Below are 22,902 nucleotides of genomic sequence, written 5' to 3'. Positions count from 1 at the left end.
CGTTATCTTTTCTTGTTAATAATATATTTATAGCCTCTTGAAAGTTATATCATCCGACACTCCCAATTCTTTCCGTTTAACTTCAAAGTCCTTTTTACTGAATGCCCCTAACTTGTTTTCTTGTGCTTCCCATGCTTCTTGTGTGTTATTTACGGGAATGATGTAATACTCGGTTGTATTCTTATCATAACGGGGTAAGGGAATGCCTATGCTATCCTTCAAAGCACGATATGCCTTGACAAGAATAAAATCATTGTCATATCCTACTGCGTAAACACTTGCTCCGGTTATTCCCGTATAAGGCGCATCATCATCGTTTTGTCGGTGATAACACACATCCATATCTTCTTTGGTATCTACTGCTATCAAATAATAGTTCCCGGTAAGGTGTCGTTCATATACGAACCCACAACTTTGCATTAGGGGCAACAATAAAAAGAGTAATGATATAACTGTCTTCATGCGCTCAATTATTATTAATGGTTCAGCGGGGAACGCTGTAAACGTTATCCCGGTTTATTATCAATTATCATTTCTCATTTCATTTTTTCTCACGTCAATATAAAGCAAATCATCATGGTCTGTTATACTATACAGTTCCATGAAATCCTCTGTTACTAAATAATATTCGTCAAGCCCTTCGCAATTACCAATAAATATATGTATATCAGACAATTTTGCTTTGTAAACCACAAATCCAACATGCTCATAATCAATAAAGAAATAGAAAACGGTATTTTTATCTATTAAATCCAATAGATGAAAGTAAGGGTCTTCCATGTTACAATCTATACTATATGGCACATATCTAAAACTCAACCATAATGCATAAGGGTTTCCAATTACAAATGTGTCATATAACCTTTGCACCAAAATCTTTTTATCTGCATCTTCTATTTTCTGAAATGGAAGATGATTATCTTCGATTGTACGTTCTATTTCTTTGAAAAATGAATCATCTACCGTACTTAATATTATTCCATGTGGTGATATTCCATATTGTGAATATGGTTCTACTTTTATTCTCCAGCCAACCTTTTCTAATATTTGATTTTTATCCATATTTCACACTTTTATTGATAATGGTTCAGCAGGGAACGGCTTGCCGTTACCCTGCGTTATTAACATCACATTTTATTCTACCAGTGTACCATATCAATACACCATAATAACAAGGTCTTTTTGCACTTCAATGGCTTCATCGAAAATGAAATTCAAGTCGTCCATTTCCTGCTCGTAATCGTAATCACCGATACCGTTACCCTCTTGCAGCGAACTGTATTCCGCCCTCTTGCTCTCCAAATCTGAAACGGGTATGCTGATGATATAGGGAAAATCATCGCTCAATGGAATAGGAATGAATGTACTTTGACTATCCAGTTGCCAAAGGTTTTCCGCACAGTAGATTTGCGTCCCATAATGGTTGCAAATCTTTTCATACACATATCCGTATAGGAAAGCCATTTCGGGATAACGGATTTTCCCGTTCACTATGTCAGCCAACGCCGCATAAGCACCCATATTCGTACTCAGCCTATCGCTGAAATAATCGTTCAAACTGTCGAGTTCCTGCTTCAGTGCCGCCTTTAATTGGTTAAGCAGCAGATTATCACAAGTTCCGTAAACAGACTTTACCCTATCGGCTTCTGTCAAATATGCACAAACAGAGTAACTCATACCTTATCTTTTTATTTAATGTTATCGTTCCAGTGTACCATGTCGTATGGATAGTAGGGCAACCCTTTCAGGCTACTATCATCCAGCCCCAAGACCTTGACCAATGCACCGCTTTCAAAACTCCAATAGCCGTCATGATTAATACCATATTTATGGTCGTCGTGCCAAGATAAATCAGAATGACCTCGATACCATTCTTTTTTGAGGTATTTTTCCAATCGTTTCACAGCTTCTGCCTTATCTTGTTCTGCCAACTCTGTAACAGTAATAGCAGCTTGATAGGGTGACGGATATAATACTTTGTTTGTAGTCCTTTCCCAATCTGGGAATCTGTATCTAATCAAGGTGTCATAAATATAGTCTTTTGCTTCTCTGTCTTTTATCAGTTGCACTAAACTCTGTATAAGGTCATCTTCATAATCCAACATGATACCTATTGACAGAAGCCACAACATTTCAATATAAAATCCGTTATCCGTCCAAAATCTCGGCATCGTTTTGATGGTTTCCACATAATTATTTTTCAGATTATCAATATCCTGTCCCATAGAATACTGTACCAGTAAATAACGAAGCCTATAATTGAACAAAGAATCGTAACCTATATGTTTTCCTGAAAGATGCATTTGTTCATAATAACTAATATCTTCATCATACATTTTCAGTTGCTTCAAATACTGTTCTTCTGTAAAAAGTTTATCTCTTATTTCCATTATGGTACACTGTTTTTGATGTTAATGGTTTAGCGGGGAACGCTGTTTAGCGTTATCCCGGTTTGTTAGCAACTTTACTTTAGTTCATAACAAGCATAGAGTTCAATTTTATTTCCTTCAAGAATATCATTGATTTGATGCTCCAATTCGCTCAATCCATTGACACTTGTTATTTGACGGTTGAAACCTAATTGCTCAATCTCCAAATCAAGACTTAAATGTCCGATTGATATAAAATTATCTTTCAACTTCTCTACATCCGTATAATATAGAGATAACTTGCGTACACCAAAACTTCCCATAGCATTAGTTTTTGTTACAGGAACTTCTTCTATCAAAATCGTATCTATTGATGGCTTTAGATAGTCATTGTAAGTAGTAGGAACAAAAGCATAATAAGCATCTTTCCTGTATTGATAAAAATCTTCAAATATGAAACAGCGATACTTGTTATCAATTTGAAAGGCAATTACTTCTCCCTTTGTAAAAAGTCTATTTATGAGCGTCTTATACTTTCTCGGCTTTCGTACTTTTAAGATGGGTACACTTACCTTTTTAAGTAACTTTTGGAGTGCTATATTTCTTTTTGAAATAGCTGTCTTATCTATTTCTGCCCAAGCCATATCAGCTCCGTTATCCACTATAGTTTTAAGTCGGTTTAAAAAGTAATCATCCAATAGCCCAATTTTCCAGAGCGTAAGACATGTAGTAGAAATATAAATCTCTAAATCTAATGAAGATGATAAATTATCTAATTCATTTTTTAGATACGATCTAATTTCATCTGCCGGTTGCCCGCTATCATATCTGTCCAATATTTCATTTTGAACATCTATGCTTAAATCACTTTCCAATATGTCTGTACCGTCAATCGCCATATTTATTATTTCTTTTGTTGCTAATGGTTTGACAAGAAGCTGCGTTAAGCAGCTAACTTGGCTTGTTATCAGTGGTTTATTCAGCAATACCTGCACAGGTAAATTTTAATCCAGTAATTGAATTGTGTTTCACTAAATCTATAAATTCATCTGTACAATAATAACTACCATTAAATATACTATCTCGAAATATGATATATGATTCGATGTTTTTTTTACTAAAGACACAGTTATTTTCTCTCACCATCATCAAGATTTCTTCATTGCTTTTAGACTCTGTATCTAAGGCTTTTACCATATTTAGAACATTTATAAAATAATAATCTGAAGTGTTTCCAACCACATTGACTGGTAAAACTTCTATCTGGTCTTTCAGCTTTTCAGAGAGCAATAAAGAGGTTCTTTTATTTACTATCAGATGACCTGAAAAAAAACAAGAAGCATCAAAGTCTTCACTTCGCTTGTCTTTCTTTTTACTTTTATCTCTAAATAATTCTAAGTTAAGACCTTTCCATCCACTAATGAGTGATTGACCTCTAAAATCCCATATACCTTTATTCAATTCATCATTTTCCTTGAATACGAAGAACTTATAATTATCAAAGTCTTGTCCGATTTTATATATTTTCATAATCTCATACTATTAAATTACTGATAATTTGTTTATAAATGCACCTTTAGGTGTAGGATATTTCGATAACCGACACCCGGCAGGTGTGTTTCCTAATCTCTAATAGCTGCACCCTATGAATCATCCAGTGAATCAAGCGGATTGGGTATGCTTGACTTGTGTGCGCTCGTCACATGAAGATAGATTGAGGTAGTCTTGATGTCATTATGCCCCAGCAGTTCCTGTATGGTTCTCAGATCTGTTCCTTGCTCCAGCAGGTGGGTGGCAAACGAATGGCGAAGCATGTGTACATGTACCCGGTGCTTGATTCCGGCACGGCTGGCGGCTTCTTTCAGTATCTTTACCAGCGCACTTGCGGAATATTGTTCTCCGGGTGTATCTCCCTCGAACAGCCATTTCTGCGGACGGTACTCCTTGAAATATTCCCTCAGATCCTTCAGCAGCTTTTCCGACAGCAGCGAATACCGGCATTTCCGTCCTTTGCCCATGATACGCACAAGCATCCTTTCGCTTATGATGTCCTTCGGGGTGAGGTTCAGCAGCTCGCTCCGCCGTAATCCGGCTGAGTATATCAATGAAATCATGCAGCGGTGCTTCCGGTTCGACAGGCATGCGAGGATACGGGCCACCTCATTACGGCTCAGCACTTCGGGCAGTGACTTGTATTCCTTCGCGCGGGTAATGCCGCCATAGTATTGGCGCTGTCCGCCCTTTACCTGCTCGTAGTAGAACTTGATGGCGTTGATGCGCATGTTCTGCTGCGATACCGATATTTTCTTTTCGTTTACAAGATAGAGGATATATTTGTTGATGTCAGCCACTTTCAGGCGGTCGATGTTGCGGCCTTTATGGTATTCCATAAAGTCGCTGAAATAGGCACGATAGGTTTTTATGGTCGATGGGCTGTACCGTTTCCGCTCCAACAGCTCAAGATAGCCTTCCGGCAGTGTGTATTCCCTTTTGGGTTTGGGATGCCTTACATAAACCCTGCTGTAATCAATATAGGCGTGCGGGGAGTAGCGGTCGTAGAAATCGGGCAGGCTGAATCCCTCTGCATCCAAATGGGCTGAGCCTGTGCTGTCAGTCTGCACATTGCTGTCCACGGCCAGCAGTTCGGCAATTCTCCGGCTGCCCGCATAATCTATCCTTATGCAGTGTCTGCCGTCCCTTTCCTCCGGATACAGGACGATCTGTTCGCGTGGCAGGCATTTCTGTTCCATATCTTTGGAGTTTGCTTCATTGTCCCCAAAGATAAGAGAAAAAAATCATCTTTTGAACGGTTGTTCAAAAATATTTTTGTTAATCTTGCAAAAAAGCGGAAATCAGGCCTTTAGCATCGAGTAAAGGTACTCGAAATTCGCTTCTAATGTGTTCACATTCAGTCCGTCAAAAAATGACTCCTCATACGACATTCCCATAAATGTCTGACGGAACAGGGCGGCTGTCTTCTCCACATCCGTATCCTTCCTTATCTCTCCGATGTCAATTGCATGCCGTATCACTTTCTTCCACATTTCATATTCCTGACGGAAGATGCCTTCCATCTTTTCCCTCACTCCGGGATAATACATCCGCACCTGAAAAAGGAAATGGAAATAGTAGAAGTTCGGACAGCATTCGTTTTCCACCTCGCCACCGCTCCTGACGACTTCCAGGATTCTTTCCATGGCATTCCTTACCCCTTCTACATACTGCCTGATGAATCCGGCAAGCGTATCGGCCGGTTCCGCAAACTTCTTTGCAGGTGTCTGCAGGTTGATGGCATATTTGTCTGCCACGGCTACAAACAGGTCCAGCTTATGCGGAAAATAATATACGACCCCTGTCTTGACCACTCCGCAGGCTTTTGCCAGTGTACTGATGCTTGCTTTTTCGTAGTTCATTCTCAGGAATACCCTGAATGCCTTGTCTATCACCTCTTCCCGGTTGTTTATTATCATTTCTTACGGCTTTTTTGGTTTGTTCTTCAGTAAGTTAATAGCAATGTGCGAAGATAGTCATTTATTCACTATATGCCAATGTTATCCCGACGCTTTGTCTGCCTTTCCGTGTATTTTCCTTTCATACGGGACCTCCTTGAAAAAAGTACGGGCGGCCGCTTCGCTTCATGCAAAGACAGTCGCCCGCGGTCATTACCGGACAATGCGGAACTACAGCTTCATGCCCTTCGGTTCCGTCAGCCCCGGTCTTCCTATAACCAGATGGCTGCGCACGAAGTCCGCGTGCGGGCTTTCCGGCTGCTGCTCCGTCTGTTTCTTCTCGCTGCCTTGCCGGTTCTCTTCCGTGCTTTCCGGCATCGGCGGAGCCAGCTCCAGCTGTATCTTGCGGTCCAGTGCGGCGAGTTCGGATTTCAGCTGTTTCAGCTCGTCCTCCTTCTTCCATGTCTTTCCGGCTATCTCCTGCAACTGCGGGATTTCCCGCTCCAGCACCTCGTTCTTCTTCCTGTACTGGTCGATGATACCCGGTATCCTCTCCAGTGCGTTCAGAAAATTCATGGCGGCGGCGTGTGTGTCAGCCATTGCCAGATGCCCGTTGTTGTAGCTGTACCTGTAGTTGCCCGCCACCACAAATCGGTTGTCGCAGAACTCCAGCCCGTCTTTGAGCGTCCTTTCGCTGACCACCTCGATGGGGAAGCCGTACAGTTCGCCCACGCGCTTGTACTGTCCGCCCGTCGTGGCATTCCTGGCTATCTCCTGCAGGCGCTTGCCGATTGTCTTCTCGTCGGTGGAATCCAGCCCGTCAATCCTGAGCAGGTTCAGCCGGTTGCCTTCCTGGTCTGTCCGGGCGGCAGCGGTGAATTTCTCCCAGTCCTCCGTCATGGCAGCTATGGTGGCCTGGTTGTTCCTCAGTTCTCCGCTTTTGCCCTCCAGTTTCAGTTCGGACTCGCGCTTGCCCTTGCTGAAGGACTTGCGTTCACCCTCCAGCGAGGCAATCTTCTTCTCCAGCTTCGCCTTGTCCAGCAGGTCGGTGTTTCCCGACAGTATCGCCATGTATTCCGAAAAATTCATGCCTGATTTCTCGTCCATCGCTCCCTCGTCTATGGTTCTCGCGCCCATCGCGCCGCTCTTCAGCTGACTGATGAACGTCTGCTTGCAGTGCAGCAGGTTGAACTTGTACGAGTCCAGTGATTTTTCCACCGCATAGATGATGACATCCACCCGGTTGTCGGCGTACAGCTTCGCTATCTCGTTGCCCTTTCTCACCGCCCGTCCGTCACGCTGGGCGAGGTCGGACGGACGCCACGGCGTGTCCAGGTGGTGGATGGCCACCGCCCTGCGCTGGGCGTTCACGCCCGTGCCGAGCATCGAGGTCGAGCCGAACAGCACGCGCACATATCCCTCGTTCATCGCTTCGATCACCGCTTTCCTTGACTTCTCGCTCTTGCATTCCTGTATGAAGCGTATCTCGTGTGCCGGTATGCCGTGGTCTTCCACCAGCTTGCGCTTTATCTCGGTATATACGCTCCACCCGCCCGACTGGTACGTCCCCAGGTCCGAAAACACGAACTGCGTTCCTTTCTGTGCATCATACCTGCGGTAGTATTCCGCTATCATCCTTGCGCAGTGGCTCGCCTTGTTGTCCGGGTGGTCTTCATACGCCGGGTCTATCATGCGCATGTCCAGTGCCATCTTCCTTGCGTAGTCCGTGGCGATGAGCATCTTCGCCTTTTCCTCCGTTTCCGACAGCTTTCCGCGTCCCAGCAGCGTGGCGTCGCCCGTCTTGGCAAATTCCATCAGTTGTTTGATGAAATGTTCCTGGTCGGGCGTGGGAGGTATGTTGTGCAGTATCTCGTTCTTGTGCGGACGGTCCACGCCCACATCCTCCGCCGTGCGGTAGTCCGTTATTTCGTTGTAGAACGCCGCCAGCTCCGGTACCTTGATGAAGTAGCGGAAGCGCTCCTTCTGCACGATGTTGTTCGTCACATTGAACTCGAAATCCGTCGTCTTCTTGGCGAAGATTGCCGCCCATGCGTCAAAGCATCGTATGTCCTGTCTTTCCAGTTCCTTCGGGCGCAGGTACTTGAACAGCAGGTACAGCTCCGTCAGCGAGTTGCTGATGGTCGTGCCCGACAGAAACGTCGCTCCCAGATCCTTTCCCGTCCGCTCCTGGATGCTGCGGATGGCAAACAGCAGGTTCAGTGCCTTCTGGCTTCCTTCCGAGTTGCCCAGACCCGCCACACGGTCATGCCTTGTGTTGAACGTCAGGTTCTTGAACTGGTGCGACTCGTCCACGAAGATATGGTCGATGCCCATCTGCCTGAAGTCCACCACATCGTCCGTCCTCGACTTTATCGCATGTTCCACCTTCTCCAGCTTGGCTTGCAGGTTGAACTTGCGCTTCTCCAGTCCCTTCAGCATCGCACGCGACACGTCCTTGCCCTGCGAGCGCAACACTTCCAGATTTTCCTCCACCGTATCCAGCTCCGCCTGCAATATACGCTGCTGCAGTTCCGGCGACTGCGGTATCTTCCCGAACTGGTCGTGGCTCATGATGATGCAGTCCCAGTCGTTGTTCCGTATGTCGTTGAAGAAGCGCACCCTGCCGGATGCGGCAAAATCCTTTTCCGAGGCATACAGCACTCTTGCGTTGGGATATGCCGTGCGGTAGCATTCGGCTATCTCCCTTACATTCGCCTTCAGCCCGATAATCATCGGCTTGTGCACCAGTCCCAGACGCTTCATCTCGTGCGCTGCCACGCACATGATCAGCGTCTTTCCGGTTCCCACCTCGTGGTCGGCTATTCCTCCGCCGTTCTGTTTCAGCATCCAGATGCAGTCCTTCTGGCTGGGGTACAGGTCTGTGATTCCCAGTCCTTTCAGGTTCAGTTCCGGAAATTTCTGGTGCGAGCCGTCATATTTCGGTCGTACGAAGCAGTTGAACTTGTTGTTGTACATGTCCGTCAGCCGTTTCTTGAACTCCGGCGACTGCTCTTCCAGCCATTCCGTAAATCCGTTTCTGATTTCGTCAATCTTCGCGTTTGCCAGCTGTATGCCCTCGCTGTCCCGCACCTTTATGTCGTTCCCGTTCTCGTCCTCGCCGACCTTCTTCATCATGTCGGGGCAGGTGTTGTGCAGGGCGTGTTTCAGCAGGTGCATCCCGTCATAGTGGCGGTAGTACCCCTTCACCAGAAACTCGTCGGTGATTTTCATCGTCCTGTGGCCGCACGCCACCGAATACTCGTCAAGGCTCTCCGAGTAGCTTATCCGCACGTCCGTGTCAAACAGACGGCTCATGTAGGCGGCATACACGCCCGTGGGTATCCATCGTTCCCCGAAGTTGAAGTCCAGTTCCTCAAACGGAATCTGTTCCGGCATGGCTTCTTTCAGCACTTCCAGCGACTCCCTTGCCTGCGGCAGCATCCCGTGCTCCCCGTGTCCGCTTATCCATTCCTCCACATCGGCGGCCTTCTGTACCACATTCCCGGCTATGAAGCGGTCGGCTATCTCGTAGCCCTCTGCCAGCGGGTTGTAGAACACCCGTCCTTTCAGTGCCTCCAGCATGTCCGCCTGCGGCATGTCGCAGATGGATTCCATGTAGGGCAGGTTTACTCCGCCATACAGGTTCAGCGAGGCGGACAGGGCTTCCTCCGGCGATTCCGCGGCGACTGCCGTTTCCTGCGAAAAGGAAACGGGGCGGTCGAATATGTCCGCCTTCACCATCGTGCCGCCCTCGCTGCGTTCCAGTGCCAGCATGTTGCGCCCCGAAGCGTCCATCATCAGCAGCTTCACGTTCTGCTTGGCGTTCAGGCAGCCGTACCGCATCACGAACTCGTCATAGTAGGTGTTCAGGTGGCGGCGCAGCATTTCATTCTCCTCGTGCTTCTCCGCTTCGTAGGCATAGAGCCGCTCGTAGGTGTTGCGCAGGTCTATGTATAGCTGTGCCTTCTGTGCCTGCATCCCGTCCATGTCCAGCGGCTGGAATGTGGCGCCGTAGCGGGTGACATCCTTCAGCACGCCCACCTGGAATCGTACGCCTGCCGTGTATTCCCATGCCAGCGAGCCGTCCTTCAGGTGTGGCTCCAGTATGCCCTTGAACGGGCGCGGCATCATTTCCTCCTCCCGTTTGCGCTGCCGCTCTTCCGGTGTCATGGCGGCTTCCTCACGGCGCATGGCTTCTTCCACCTCCGCAATCCGGCGCTTCCTTTCCGCCTCGAATCCGTTTTCCACCGGATAGACTACCGTAGCAGTCGTATCCTGCGTTTCCGCCGTTTTCCCCGCATCGGCTTTTTCTCTTTTCGCCTCCGTTGTTCCGGCCGCTTGTCTGGCGGCGTTGGCTTCCATCTTTCCCTTTCCCAGCCGGCGCAGCTCCGCACGCCGTTCCGGTGTCAGTGCCATCATCGTCTCATAGAATCCGTTGATGGGCGGGTTCGTTTCCCAGTCCATACTGCGGTACACTTCATCTTCCGGGTCATAGGATTCTTCCGTTGCGGTGCCGGGCTCCGTCTTTTCCGTTGTCGGGACAGCTGCCTCCGTTTCGGCAGCCGTCGGCGCATCCGTTCCGCCGCGTATGATTTCGTCCATTTCGCGTGCCTCTTCCGGGCTGATACCGGCATCCGTTTCCGCATTTCCCTTGTCCGTTGTCCTTTCCGTATTCTCCACTGGCAGGGAGAACAGTGTCGGCTGCACGGGTTTCTTTCCTTTGTACTTTCCGCCTTTCTTCCTGCCCGGTTTCAGACCCTGTTCAGCCATCCGTCTTTCCTCCTGCGTATAGCCGAACAGGTCATACAGGTCCATTACCGTTCCTCCCGGCTGTCTGCTTTGCGCTTCCTGCGACATGCCGGTCATCGCTTGCGCTTTCGGCTGCACACTGTTTTCTTCCCGTTTTGTCCCGTCCGCTACACCCGCAACAGAGGTGGAGTTTTCTCTTTTCACCTCCGTCCGTTCACCCTCAACCGAATGGGTATTTTCTCTTTTCGCCTCCTCCAGTTCTCTCGTAGCCGAAGCGGAGTTTTCTCTTTTCGCCTCAATACCTTCGGTCTGTACGGCAATGTTCTGCCGCACATCCTCTCTTTCATGCCCCATGCCGTTGTAGCGTTCCATGTCCAGCCGTGCCGACAGGTCCTCCGACAGCATCCTGTACAGGTCCATGGCAATGCCCTCCACACCTCCGCTGTGCGTATATACCATCGCCGGTTTTCCGTACGGGTCGGTACCCCTCTTCGCATCGGTATGTATGATACGTTCCGTGTGGTAGGCGAAATAGGCGTTGTCCGTCAGTCCGCCGTTATGTTCCGTCTGTATGATGGTCAGAACCCGTTCCTCCTGTGTCAGTCCCTTCTTTTGCAGGTCTTTTTGCAGGATGATCAGGTCGCTGCCGGCTTCCGTGCCTGCATTGTCGGTAAACAGGTTGTTGGGCAGTCGTATTGCCGATACCAGATTCGCCTTGCTGAACATCTCGTTCCTGACGGAAACCCTCGAACTGTTCAGTACCCCCTGCGAGGTGACGAACGCCACGATGCCGCCGTCACGCACCGCATCCAGACCTTTCAGAAAAAAATAGTCATGGATGGCTTTCTGTGCCGAACGTCTGCCGAAGGATGCGCTGCGGCTGAACTCCGCATCAAACACTCCGAAATCCCCGAAAGGGATATTGGAGATGGCAAGGTCAAAATAGTTCAGAAACGGCTTTTCTATTTTCTCGAAACCCTCCGTGCGTATCTTCTGCTGCGGGTACAGGTGTCCGAGCATCTTGCCCGTCAGCAGGTCTTTCTCAAATGCCATCACCTCCGCCTGCGGATTGTTCGACAATACCGGGCTGATGAACGCGCCCATACCCGCCGACGGCTCCAGCACCAGCCTTGGGCGTACCTTGCGGTCGTGCAGCACGTCCGCTATGGTGTCCGCAATGGCCTGCGGCGTATAGAATGCCGTCAGCACCGATGCCTTCAGCGAGTCCACATACCGCCTGTACTCCGTTTCGTCCCGGCTGTTCTCCCGTATCAGACGGTGCAGCTCCACCGTCGGGGCAAACAGTTCGAGGTCTGATTTCGCCCAGTGTACGGCATCCGTCAGTTCCCTGGCGGGATTCAGTATGCACTTCAGTCCCCCGAAGCCGCAGTACCTCTCCAGCAGCGCCCGTTCCCGTGCGGTGGGCGTGCGCTGTTCCTTCTCCAGTGTGAATGCCGTCCGTATCGCCTCGATGTTTTCCCTGAGCCTCTGCTTCTTGTTAAACGCCATAAGCCTCCAGATAAAGCATTATCGCACCCGTCAGCTCCGTATAGAGCAGGTCGTGTTCGGACGACAGGGCGAATGTGTCGTCCGTTGTGGGATAGCCGGCAAACAGGTTTTTCAGATGCGGGAATATCTCCCGGCAGAACGCCTCGCGTTCCTGTTCCTGCACCTCTTCGGAAAACTCGTTTTCCACCACCTCAAGCAGCAGTGCGTAGGGGGAGAAGTGCAACCCTTCGAGCAGGACGCGCATGGCTTCCTCCTGTGCGGCTTCCACCGTACTTCCCGCCGTCCTTTCCTTCTCGAATGTTTCCGAGGCGGCTTCCTCCCTTCCTGCAATGAATGGGGTGTCTGATACTTTGTCCGGATGATATTTTCTCAGATAGTCCAGCAGATACAGCCCGTAGTAGGACAGCTCCGCCGGAGCGGTTTTCTTGTTCTGTTTCATTTTATGATGGATTTAGTGGATAAATGATTATGGAAATGAAAAGGAAAAAGGCACCCGGTATCCCTCCGGGTGCCACCACTAAATCCATGTAAATAAAAAGTACAACCAGGTTGAAACAGATTATGACATGAATCAGTGGCAAAATTACTCATTATTTTCTTCTTCCTTTCGTTTTCGTACCTTTTCTTTCGCCTTTGCTCTCCGCAAACACCAGCTTCGTGTTGAACTCCGCATCAAAAGTCACCGCAGCGCTGAAGGGCTTGCCCTGCTTGCTCTTGAACCCGCCGAGCATCGCCGTCTTTCCTTCCGTCAGCAGACCGGTCATTTCCTCGTCGGTGAGTGTCTTGCCCGCTATCTGGCGAAACACGGGCAGCAGGCAGTCCGGATTGTCGCAGCGCACAACCTTGCCGTAGAACTGCATCGTGCCCGTGCCGCATTTGGGGCAGGTACAGCCCGATGCCTTGTGCCCGAAAATGCGGTCACACGCAAGCAGGTCCGTGGCAATCTTGCGGGTATAGCTTTCTATGTCCCTCATAAAAGCCTCATGCGGTGTCTTTCCCTGTTCTATCTTTGCCAGTTCCGCTTCCCAGCGTCCGGTCATCTCCACATTGGCGATGTCCATTTCCTTGACAATGGAATACAGGGCAAGCCCTTTCTCCGTCGGCACCAGCGATTTCTTCACACGCACCATATATTCCCTTCTGAGCAGCGTTTCGATGATTGCGGCACGTGTGGCGGGTGTGCCGATACCGCAGTCCTTCAGGGCCTGGCGTGCCTCCTCATCCTCCACATCATCGCGTCCGGCGGTCTCCATCGCTGCCAGCAGCGAACTTTCCGTATGCAGCGGTTTCGGTCGGGTCATGCCCGAACTCATCGAGCATCCCGCCATCACCAGTGTGTCGCCTTCCGCCCAGTCCGGCAATGCCGTATTGCCGCTGTCCTCGCCGTACTCTCCGTACACGCCGCGCCAGCCTGCCTTGCGCACGATGCAGCCTTTCGCCTCAAATGTCAGGCCCTCGCATCTTTTGCCTGCGTCCGGCACCACCTCCGCTACTACGGTAGCCGTATCCTTCACACATTCCTCCGAAAATGCCTCTACCATGCGTCCGGCAATCATGTCGTAGATGATCTGCTCGTTCTTGTACAAGGCAAGCGGGCGGTTGGGCGTCACCAGCAGGGCATGGTGGTCAGTCACTTTCGAGGCATCCACACAACGGCGGTTCAGTTCTCCCAGTTCCCCGATTTTCTCCGCAAGGGCGGAGTGTCCTGCCAGCCGTTCAAACAGCAGCGGTATTTCAGCAAACACATCTTCCGGAATATGGCGGCTCGATGTTCTCGGATAGGTGACGAGCTTCGCTTCATAGAGCTTCTGCACCAGCTCCAGCGTCTGTTCCGCCGTGAATCCGTGTTTCGTGTTCGCCTCCTTCTGCAGTGTGGTCAGGTCGTACAGCAGCGGCGGGTTCTCCACCTTCTCCTTCTTTTCCACCTTGGTGACGGTGGCGCACATCTTCGCCTTTACCTTATTGTATGATGCAGCCGCCTCTTCCTTGTCCTGCCATTTCTTTACCGAGGAAAACTTCACTACCGTATCCGTACCCGCCGGTGTCACCGAGAAATGCAGCTGGTGTACCGGTTCCGGTGTAAAGCGTCTGTTCTCCCAGTACCTCTTGCAGACCATACCCAGCGTGGGTGTCTGTACGCGTCCTACCGAATATGTGCCCCGTCCGGCGGCTACGGTCAGTGCCTGCGTACCGTTGATGCCCACCAGCCAGTCCGCCTCGCTGCGTGCCTTTGCCGCCAGATACAGGTCGTCATATTCATGCCCGTCCTTCAGTTCCTTCAATCCCTTGCGGATGGCGGTATCCGTAAGCGAGCTTATCCACAGGCGGCGGAAGGGCAGCGTACAGCCCGTATAGGCATACAGGTATCTGAATATCAGTTCCCCTTCGCGTGCGCAGTCTGTTGCCACTATTATGCCGTCGCTCTCGTTCCACAGTTTCGTTATCACCTTTATCTGTTTCACCGCTGCCGCGTCCGCCTTGTAGCCCTTGTCCGTCTTTACCTGGCGGGGTATCAGCATGAACTCCTCCGGTATCACCGGCAGGCTGTCCCTGCTGAATCCCTTGAAGCCGTAGCCCTCAGGCAGGGCAGGTTGTACCAGATGCCCCAGTGCCCATGTCACATGGTATCCGTTTCCTGTATAAAATCCTTCTTCCTTTCTTGTTGCTCCGGCGATGCGTGCTATCTCACGCGCCACACTCGGTTTTTCTGCCAATATGGTAATCATACATTTTCTGTTTTAATCATTGATACTTTTGTTCCTTGTGGAGTGGAACGGGGTACGCCGGTTATCCGTGGGATATACGGTACATGGTGCATGAGGCCCCGTTTCAATCCGTTGTTTATTCTCTTGTAATGGATTTAGTGGTGGCACTCAGGATACCTTCATGCCTTTGCTTTTCTTCGGTTTTTCCTGCTGTTGTTTCTGGGTGTCGTCCTTCGGGGCGGTCTGTCCCTGCTGAAGCGGCTCCTTCACATGTCTGGTTGCCTCGTTCGTCTTGCCCTCGTTGTTCACCGCAAGCTGTGTGCGGCTCTCGTTCGACGGGGCAACGGTCTGTGCCAGGTCAGGGTTTTCCGAATAGGTCAGCGGTCTGCCTTTCTCGCGGTCGAACTTCAGGTATTTTGTGCAGGGCTGTCCCTTGTCATCCTTTGCGTTGGCGAGTACCACGACCTTGCCCGCCACATAGTCCGCCTTCTGCTGTTCCGTGAATTTGTCGTCCTTCCATTTGCCTATCGGACGTATGCTTCCGTCCTCATTCGTCCACGAGCGGTTGCGCCGCTGTCCGTTCTCCTGATTCCCGTCTTCCTTCTGCTGCTGTCCGGTAGCATCCGGGGCTTCCGGGCTTTTCTGTTTTTTCTCCTGTCCGTTTCCGCGTCGCTGCGACTGTCCTTGCCACAGATGCTCCGGCACAAACTCCACGTCGCGCTTGTCAGCGTTCACCTGTAGCATGGCCTCGAACTTTCGCCCGCCCTTCAGTGTCACCTCCTTGGGCAGTGCCAGCCCCGCACGCAGGATTTCCTGTTCCGCCTTCGACAGTTCCGTCAGTCCGATCCGGTTCGGGATGCGCACCTTGTTCGTCGGTACGTCCACTATCTCATTCGTCAGTCGGTCGATGCTGACATACGCCAGGCGCATCTCTCCGGTCTTCGTATCGGCAACGCTCACCAGCTTGCCCAGGTTGCCCGTCTGTTTCAGTGCCTGCTTGTCCTCGTCCGTAAATGTATAGCCGTTGTATGGCACGTCGAGTCTCGGCTCATGGCGTACGAAGTGGGGGGTAAGTTTCAGCTTTCCGTCCTCCGCTTTCTGCAACGAAAGTCGGGCCTGCAGCTCGTAGCGTTCTCCGCCCAGCACCGGTTCCACCGTCACCAGCCTTGTCTTCCCGTAGTTCATCAGGGCTTTCATGTCCTTTTCAGACAGGTTTTCTCTTTTCACACCGAACTGTTCCAGTTCCTTCCAGTCCACATCGCTGTCCGCAATCAGGTTCGGTTTCTCCGGTTTTGCCTGCGCTTGCCCTTCCTGTGCGGGCTGCTGTCCCTGTGCCGTCTGCGTTTCCGCCGCCTGCGGCTGCTGTTCCTGATTTTTCTGTTTCATTTCTTCCATTTTCTCGTCCGTTTTCTGTTCCACATTGTTTTCTTCCGTATTTTCTCTTTTCACCTCCTCCGTAATCTGCTGTTCTTCAGCCTCCGTTTCGGCATTTTCTGTTTTCGCCTCCTCCGTAGTCTGCTGTTCCTCAGCCTCCGTTTCAGCATTTTCTCTTTTCGCCTCCTCAGTAGTCTGCTGTTCCTCAGCCTGCTGGTACGCCGATGTATCCACTTTGTGCGGTGCGAGCAGGTCAGCGTTCGCCACAGGGTCTTTCAGCAGGTCCTTGATAACCGGAAGCAGAGCTTCCACCGTGTCCGCTGCCACCCTGTAGAAACCGAATCGCGTCGGCTCCTTACACTGGCGGTAGAAATTTCTCATGAAATTGTCTATCGCATCCCCGTGGCGGTCAAAGCGCAAAAACTCCTGCGAGTGTTCCGCCTTTGCCTGTGCCCTCTTGGGATAGCCCCTGGCATCCAGTCCGGCAACCACACTGATTTCGCCCGTCTTCTCGTCGCGGACAACCAGTACATCCTCTTGCTTTTTCTTTTTCTGTTCCATTGATTGATTTTTTTTATTGTTTGATGATAGTCCCGCCGGTATTCCCGTGCAGGTCTGTTTTTCTTTTTGTTCCGGTTTCCCGTTCACCTTTCAGTCCCAGTTCGTATCAGGCACACCCTCAGCTTCCCGTTTACATCCGGTTCACCATCCACTTCCGGTTTCTCTTTTCGCCTACGTTTCACGTATGCTTGCCAGTCCCGGTTCGCATCAGGCACACTCTCAGCTTCCCGTTTACATCCGGTCACCATCCATTACTGATTTTTCTTTTCGCCTCCGTTTCACGTGTGCTTGTCAGTCCCGGTATTCCTTCTGCCTCCTTTTTTCCCTTTCGTCGTTTTGCCCGGAGCTTTCTTTCCCGTTCCTTCCTTCACTTTCAGCACCTTTTTGCCGTCCAGCGTCACCTCTTCCATGTTCCGGCTGATAAACTCCAGCACGTCCGATTCCTTGTAGTAGGTCTTGCGGCTGATTTTCTGGTAGCGCAGTCCGTATTCGCTGCGGAACCGCTGTAGCGACCGTTTGCTCGTTCTCAGCATCTCACACAGGTCCTGATTGTCATACAGCCGTTCTCCGTCCATGTACTTCACGCCCGCCGCTTCCTTGTTTATCAGTACCGATATGATGCTGTCCAGTCGGTCAATCCGTTCCATGAGGCGCTTCATCCATTCCTCGAACATTTCCTTACCAATCCCTTCCATCATCCGCCTCCTTTCTGGTCATCAGGTAGTTATGCTTGAACTCCTCCAGCGTCTTGGGATTGCAGTGTACGATTTTCCGTCTCACGCATTCCTCCAGATCCGTCAGTCTGTACCGGCACTTGCTTCTCACCATCATGTAGGGAATAGTCTTGTCCTTTCGCATCCGTTGCAGTGTCCTCGTGCTGATTTTCAGCAGGTCCGCCGCCTCCTCGCTCGTCAGCAGGATTTCCGCTTCTTCCTTCGGCACGTTGTCTTTCTTGAAAACATAGTCCGCTATGCGGTCTATCTTCTCCATCATCGTCTTCACGACCTCATTGTCCATCGTTATTATTTCCATATCCTTCCGTATTGGTTACGCTGCAAAGGTGCGCAACTCCACGCAGGCACAATCCATAGTATTTCCATAGTAGGGAATGATTTTCCCTATTTTTCTTCCATAATCCCCGTTTCCCCCGCATACGGGCACAAAAAAAGCGGCTCCATCCGGCACTAAAGCACGGATGAAGCCTTCATAAAATATTTATTATCTTTGCGTTAGAATATATATAAGTAACCTATGAGTAATATTGATTATATAACTAAGTATCTGAATGATTATCTTAATATGGATAATCCTCAATATGCCGTATTAATACAAGGAAAATGGGGATGTGGTAAAACATTTTATATTACTCAACTGATAGAAAAATGGAAAAATAAAAATAATGAAACAGTACCCCAAAATTGTATCAAATTAAGACCAATTTATATTAGCCTTTATGGGGCTTCTTCTATTTCTCAAGTTTCATATCTTATACGTAAAGAGTTAAGACCTTTTTTGTATTCTAAAGGTATGAAAGTTGCAAAAAAAATTTTTTGTGGGATAATAAAGACAGCCACACAAGGAAATTTCGACTTTAATGGTGATGGCAATACAAGGGATTTTTCTGCTATTTTTGACACAGAAAGTATTATTGAAATTCTTTCGAAACCCAATGATTATGTCAAAGGAGATAAAATTCTTATATTTGATGATTTAGAACGATGTAAAATTCCAATAGATGAAATCTTCGGCTATATAAATAATTTGGTTGAACATTCTAAATGTAAAATTATAATAATAGGGGATGAAGATAAAATTAAAAAGCAATCTGAGAATAATACATTACCATCAAAATATGTGGAATTTAAGGAAAAATTAATTGGTCAAACTTTTTCAATAAGACAAGATTTAGACACTATTATAGAAACTTTCATCAACGATAGTCACAATCACCACCTTCAGGACAATAAAGAGTTAATATCTGACTTGTTTATAGCTTCACAGACAGAAAATCTCAGAATTATCAAACAGTGTTTCTCTGATTTCAATAGACTTATTTCAAGTCTTGATGCTACAAAATACAATAAGAGCTTATATGAAATATTTATTCAAAATGTCATAGCTTATTTCATTATCACATATTGTGAATATAAGAATGGGAATAATTACATTAAATATTTTCAAAATCATACTTCATATTTCACAGATGAAACTGTAAAAGAGAATGTATCAAACATAGAAAATAAATACATTTCTATTTTAGAAAAATATAATATAAAGTATTCTTACAACTCTATCACAATAAAAGATATAATCAGTTTTATAGACAATGGTTATATTTCGAATTTAACAGCAACTTTAAATAAAAGTGACATGTTAAATATTCCTCATAGTCAGGATTGGGAGCAATTATGGTATTATGGAAAATTAGATAATAATACTTTTTTGGAAAAACTCAAATCTGTAAAAAATTTATTTTATAAAGGAGAAATCAAATATGTGAGCATTGTATTGCATATTACAGGAATGTTTATCCATTTCAATCGAATAAAACTGGCTCATTGTAATGAAAGTTTTTTAAAACAAAAAGCACTAAATCACATAGATAAAATATTCAAAAAGCAAAACGATAATGGGTGTTTTCTTATCGGATCTTATAATGCTTCTTGGGGAAAACAATATATGGAATACACATCAGAAATAATGGTCGAACTGATTAAATATGCCAAAAATAAACTAAACAATTATTTTGAGAAAGAGAGAGTCAAATTTTGTAAATCATTTTGGGAAAACATTGATGACGATAAAGCTGGAAATATCAGCTCCGTTTTTAAAGAAAGCATACCAAGTGGGTATTGCAGTTATGAGCTGTCTTCTATATTTCAAGGAATCAATACTAAAAGAGTTGCTTCAAGGCTTTCAAGGCTCTCAAATACATCAAAAGAAAATATTGAGATGTATCTATCTATAAGATATTATTTGCCTGAAACAAAGATAACAGGTGCAATATCACAATATCATTTAGACGATCTTGAATATTTAAAAGGTATCAAAGATTCATTAATTAAATTGACATCCAAACAAAAATTAATTGATAAATTAACAACAAAGAGTCTTGTATGTACATTGGACAAATGTATTAACCAACTCATATCTTCTCCAAAAACGGTATAGCATTTTTTAATAGTACGCATTTAGCAGAATTAAATGCGTACTATTTTCCATAAAAGAAACAAAGGTACAATACAACTTACTTTTATTTAGCATAAATATCGACTTATAAAACATTCTAGTGTGTACTTGAATGTTTATGTTCTTTTATATAGTTTTTTATTTGTTCAAATTCATCTTTTGTTGGATGATAATTATATTTCGTAAATAGCACTGAGTTTATCTTTGCAATTATATCAGTACCTTTCGGTATATTTCTTACATCAAAATCTGGATGGATTGCACCTAATTCAGCCCATTTTACTTTTCCTTTTAAGGCCATAGTTAGGAAATTTGCAAAATGTTTAATTGATGCCGAATACAAATAAAAATCATCCATAGTGATACTATCGGGCATATTTGGAGCTTTTCCTTTAAAAATAGGGTAATCTTTTTCAAATTCGCCCAAAGGTATTTTTAGGTATGCTTTCATACATCTATCTTCGTCTTCCTGAACATGAGCCGTACTATTACGTAATAGGCGATAATAATCAAGTAAAGGTAATAACCACTTTGGAAAGTTTGGTACTATATTATTAGTTTTCAAAGCCCTTACTAACTTTTCCACATTACTTAATCCATCAGTATCACACAATTTGAAATTTGGATCAATCAGACTTCTTATATCCAATTTGTATGATTGGATAAAATCACCTAATAATGCATGTGAATTTACCATAAATGATTTATACAAAGCTGGTTCATGATTAGGAAGTGTTACCCCACCTCTTAAATTTACACTATGCTCTATAGCTTTCTGTGTTACATAATCTTCAAACTTTGTCTTTCTATCCCATTTTTTCTCAAAATCACGTAAAGCACAAACTGTGTACTCTGCAAGTGTATCATATTCACCCATCTTTTTAAAAAGTTTTTTACATGATGGTAGTTTAAAATCCGCACCAACCTTAAAATTATAAAAACGCGTTCTCATATAAAAAAGTTTATTACACTGTTTTTCCCAGAAACACCCCGATAACCGACAATGCCCCCAGTTGTTTCATCTTTCGTTGCAGTTGCCTGAAACTCTCCCCGGTCGTGAGTACATCATCCAGCAGGACAACATTCTTTCCTCTGATATACCGCCGTGTGAATTGCAGGTTCCGCAGTATGTCCTTATCCTTTCCTTTTCCTTTCAGCTGCTCGCGGTCTTCCTCTATCCAGATGGCTTTGAAACCGTCCGTAATGCCCAGCCATTCCGACAGGTAGTAGCATACCACCGGAAAGCGTTTCCGCTGTCTTTCCCTTGTTGATGCGGGTATAGGTATCAGTACCGTGTCTTCCTTCGTTCCGTTGAATCCCGCATGTTTCAGACACAGTGCCAGTATCCGTGCGACCAGCTCGCCACAGTGTCCTCCTTCCTTAAAACGGAATATCAGGTTGCTTACCCGTTTTTGGTGTGCATTCGTCTTTTCAATCTTCGTTGGGTAATAGTCATGCAGGTAGTGACACCTGCACCCGTCTATAAGAACTTCTCCCTTGAACATCGTTTCGTACGGGTAGAAGTCAATTTTCTTCTCCCTTTCAAACGTAAAGTTCAGCACATCCCTCATCATGGCATTCCATTCCTTCGACCTGCCCAGCGAATACCATCCCGCATGTTTCCCAGCTTCCATCAGGCACATGCCGATTTCCATCGCCTCGCTGAACCGCTGGTGCGAGACGATGTACCACCCGTGTTTCCGGCACAGGCCGGCAAACTCCTTTATGTCCGCAGTCAGGAAGTACATCATGCCTTCCTCTCTGATGACTACCGTCAGTTCCGACTTCGGTTTCTCCCTGCAGAACAGGCTCTCGCTGTAATTCACTCCGTGCCATACCGACTCCGTGCATTCCTCATCGCAGAACTGCACTTCCACCTCTTCAAGCAGGTCAAATTCTTCCACCATACCGTTTCTGTCTTTAATTACAGGTTTAAGCGAGATTTAAGTTACACATTATTATCGGTTTACGGATAAGCGCGTTTACGGTTTTATATTTTTTAACTTATATAAAACACGTGTCGGGACAGCCTCCCGAACAGGGGAGACTATCCCGACACGTATATCCGCCATATCCTGCGGCTTTCAGTTCCAACTGTTTCTCTTTTCGCCGCTCATGCAGAGAATCACCGTACTTTTCTTCTTTTCAAATGATTCTGCCAGCCGTCTTGCAGCCCACTTTCTGAATGCCTCGCATTTCAGTCCCTTCATGCGGAATCCCAGTGTAATGATGGTTGCCAGACTGTAGAGGTCCACACTGCAATCTTTCCCGTTATAGGTGAAATGTTTGACCCGCACATCCCGGTATTCATCAAAGTCACCGGTTTTTGCAAGGGATTTCAGTCCGGCATTTACCGACTGTACAAACACTCCATACGCCCGTGCGATGTCGCATTTCGGCAACCATACCTCGCCCTTGTCGTCCGTTTCTATCCTTATGCTCACCTTATCAGGTGCATTGCGGTTATATTTCACTTCAAAATTGCCAACTCTCACCATAATAGTTGCTTTTATACATTATATATGGAATCTCAGCATGGAGGTCATAACATGGCATCCAGTTTTCCCGCAAGGACCTCCATATCCTTTCTTATCTTCTCATTGGTTATGCGGGCATAAATTTGTGTCGTTTCAATGTTTGTATGCCCAAGCATTTTCGACACCGTTTCAATCGGCACGCCTTTAGCCAGAGTAGTGGTCGTAGCAAATGTGTGACGTGCCACATGGAACAGAACCCACAAAGCAACCATCAGCAAACAAGTAACAACAAAACGTAACACGTTTGAAATGAGCTGCTTTTCACTATTTTACCGAATGTCGAAAACGCAACGGAATGCGGAATATAGAGCCATTTCAGTTACCAAACCGTTAGCCACCTGTTACCGAAGCAATGACAGGTAACGCACGGAAAATGAAATTATTGGACAGCCGTTTCTTTTGCACTGATACGCAATGTTCTGCAAATCAATGAACGTTTATACACAAAGTAATTTTGTAA

At 47.0% G+C, this 22,902-nt stretch carries 19 protein-coding genes and 1 pseudogene; 1 reads left to right on the top strand and 19 read right to left on the bottom strand.

The window, feature by feature from the left end; translation table 11 throughout:
• Positions 1-27: 27 nt before the first annotated feature.
• From OIM59_RS10580 to OIM59_RS10510, 15 genes are all read right to left on the bottom strand, one after another.
• A complete protein-coding gene (locus OIM59_RS10580) occupies positions 28-462 on the bottom strand; it encodes a DUF3997 domain-containing protein (RefSeq protein ID WP_303896593.1) in 435 nt (144 codons plus the stop codon).
• 60 nt (positions 463-522) lie between these two features.
• Positions 523-1,062 (bottom strand): DUF6756 family protein, encoded by a 540-nt coding sequence (locus OIM59_RS10575; RefSeq protein ID WP_303896591.1) that lies wholly within the window; start codon positions 1,060-1,062, stop codon positions 523-525.
• A gap of 93 nt (positions 1,063-1,155) precedes the next feature.
• Complete coding sequence (locus OIM59_RS10570) at positions 1,156-1,677, bottom strand: hypothetical protein (protein WP_018712180.1); 522 nt, start codon at positions 1,675-1,677, stop codon at positions 1,156-1,158.
• A gap of 11 nt (positions 1,678-1,688) precedes the next feature.
• Positions 1,689-2,390, bottom strand: a complete 702-nt coding sequence (locus tag OIM59_RS10565) for a PoNe immunity protein domain-containing protein (protein WP_018712179.1) — start codon at positions 2,388-2,390, stop codon at positions 1,689-1,691.
• Positions 2,391-2,464: 74 nt separating this feature from the next.
• On the bottom strand, positions 2,465-3,268 hold the full coding sequence (locus OIM59_RS10560) for a hypothetical protein (RefSeq protein WP_303896588.1): 804 nt from the start codon (positions 3,266-3,268) through the stop codon (positions 2,465-2,467).
• A 76-nt stretch (positions 3,269-3,344) separates the two neighbouring features.
• Positions 3,345-3,899 (bottom strand): imm11 family protein, encoded by a 555-nt coding sequence (locus tag OIM59_RS10555; protein ID WP_303896586.1) that lies wholly within the window; start codon positions 3,897-3,899, stop codon positions 3,345-3,347.
• A 113-nt stretch (positions 3,900-4,012) separates the two neighbouring features.
• On the bottom strand, positions 4,013-5,119 hold the full coding sequence (locus OIM59_RS10550; protein WP_303896584.1) for a site-specific integrase: 1,107 nt from the start codon (positions 5,117-5,119) through the stop codon (positions 4,013-4,015).
• A 102-nt stretch (positions 5,120-5,221) separates the two neighbouring features.
• Complete coding sequence (locus tag OIM59_RS10545; RefSeq protein WP_249081728.1) at positions 5,222-5,839, bottom strand: TetR/AcrR family transcriptional regulator; 618 nt, start codon at positions 5,837-5,839, stop codon at positions 5,222-5,224.
• Between the two features lie 210 nt (positions 5,840-6,049).
• The gene (locus tag OIM59_RS10540) at positions 6,050-12,076 is read right to left on the bottom strand and encodes an N-6 DNA methylase (protein WP_303896580.1); all 6,027 of its coding nucleotides are present in this window, start codon (positions 12,074-12,076) and stop codon (positions 6,050-6,052) included.
• The gene (locus tag OIM59_RS10535) at positions 12,066-12,515 is read right to left on the bottom strand and encodes a DUF1896 family protein (protein ID WP_022020958.1); all 450 of its coding nucleotides are present in this window, start codon (positions 12,513-12,515) and stop codon (positions 12,066-12,068) included. Before OIM59_RS10535 ends, OIM59_RS10540 begins: the two co-directional genes overlap by 11 nt.
• A 151-nt stretch (positions 12,516-12,666) precedes the next feature.
• Entirely contained in the window at positions 12,667-14,802 is a 2,136-nt protein-coding gene (locus OIM59_RS10530; protein ID WP_303896576.1) for a type IA DNA topoisomerase, read from the bottom strand.
• Positions 14,803-14,949: 147 nt separating this feature from the next.
• Positions 14,950-16,716, bottom strand: coding sequence for a DUF4099 domain-containing protein (locus OIM59_RS10525; protein WP_303896574.1), 1,767 nt, complete (start codon positions 16,714-16,716; stop codon positions 14,950-14,952).
• 83 nt (positions 16,717-16,799) lie between these two features.
• Positions 16,800-16,964 carry a hypothetical protein gene (locus OIM59_RS10520; RefSeq protein ID WP_303896572.1) on the bottom strand — a complete coding sequence of 55 codons (165 nt, stop codon included), beginning with the start codon at positions 16,962-16,964 and terminating at the stop codon, positions 16,800-16,802.
• Positions 16,965-16,994: 30 nt separating this feature from the next.
• The gene (locus tag OIM59_RS10515; protein ID WP_369695930.1) at positions 16,995-17,411 is read right to left on the bottom strand and encodes a helix-turn-helix domain-containing protein; all 417 of its coding nucleotides are present in this window, start codon (positions 17,409-17,411) and stop codon (positions 16,995-16,997) included.
• Entirely contained in the window at positions 17,395-17,748 is a 354-nt protein-coding gene (locus OIM59_RS10510; RefSeq protein ID WP_018709308.1) for a helix-turn-helix domain-containing protein, read from the bottom strand. Before OIM59_RS10510 ends, OIM59_RS10515 begins: the two co-directional genes overlap by 17 nt.
• A 219-nt stretch (positions 17,749-17,967) precedes the next feature.
• Between OIM59_RS10510 and OIM59_RS10505 the strand changes: the two genes are divergently transcribed.
• A complete protein-coding gene (locus tag OIM59_RS10505) occupies positions 17,968-19,887 on the top strand; it encodes a P-loop NTPase fold protein (protein ID WP_303896568.1) in 1,920 nt (639 codons plus the stop codon).
• 115 nt (positions 19,888-20,002) lie between these two features.
• Here the strand turns inward: OIM59_RS10505 and OIM59_RS10500 are convergent, their stop codons facing one another.
• The 4 genes and pseudogenes from OIM59_RS10500 to OIM59_RS10485 all read right to left on the bottom strand — a co-directional run.
• Entirely contained in the window at positions 20,003-20,857 is an 855-nt protein-coding gene (locus OIM59_RS10500) for a hypothetical protein (RefSeq protein ID WP_303896566.1), read from the bottom strand.
• Positions 20,858-20,870: 13 nt separating this feature from the next.
• The gene (locus OIM59_RS10495; RefSeq protein ID WP_303896564.1) at positions 20,871-21,812 is read right to left on the bottom strand and encodes a ComF family protein; all 942 of its coding nucleotides are present in this window, start codon (positions 21,810-21,812) and stop codon (positions 20,871-20,873) included.
• A 177-nt stretch (positions 21,813-21,989) separates the two neighbouring features.
• Entirely contained in the window at positions 21,990-22,403 is a 414-nt protein-coding gene (locus OIM59_RS10490; RefSeq protein ID WP_303896562.1) for a hypothetical protein, read from the bottom strand.
• Between the two features lie 44 nt (positions 22,404-22,447).
• A pseudogene (locus OIM59_RS10485) lies at positions 22,448-22,633 on the bottom strand (tyrosine-type recombinase/integrase); the annotation flags it as partial.
• Positions 22,634-22,902 lie beyond the last annotated feature (269 nt).

This window comes from Bacteroides mediterraneensis (assembly GCF_025993685.1).
In the GTDB taxonomy this organism is placed as follows: Bacteria; Bacteroidota; Bacteroidia; order Bacteroidales; family Bacteroidaceae; genus Phocaeicola; species Phocaeicola mediterraneensis_A.
The sequence above is the reverse complement of the archived record's forward strand: the minus strand, read 5'-3'. Positions and strand labels throughout refer to the sequence as shown.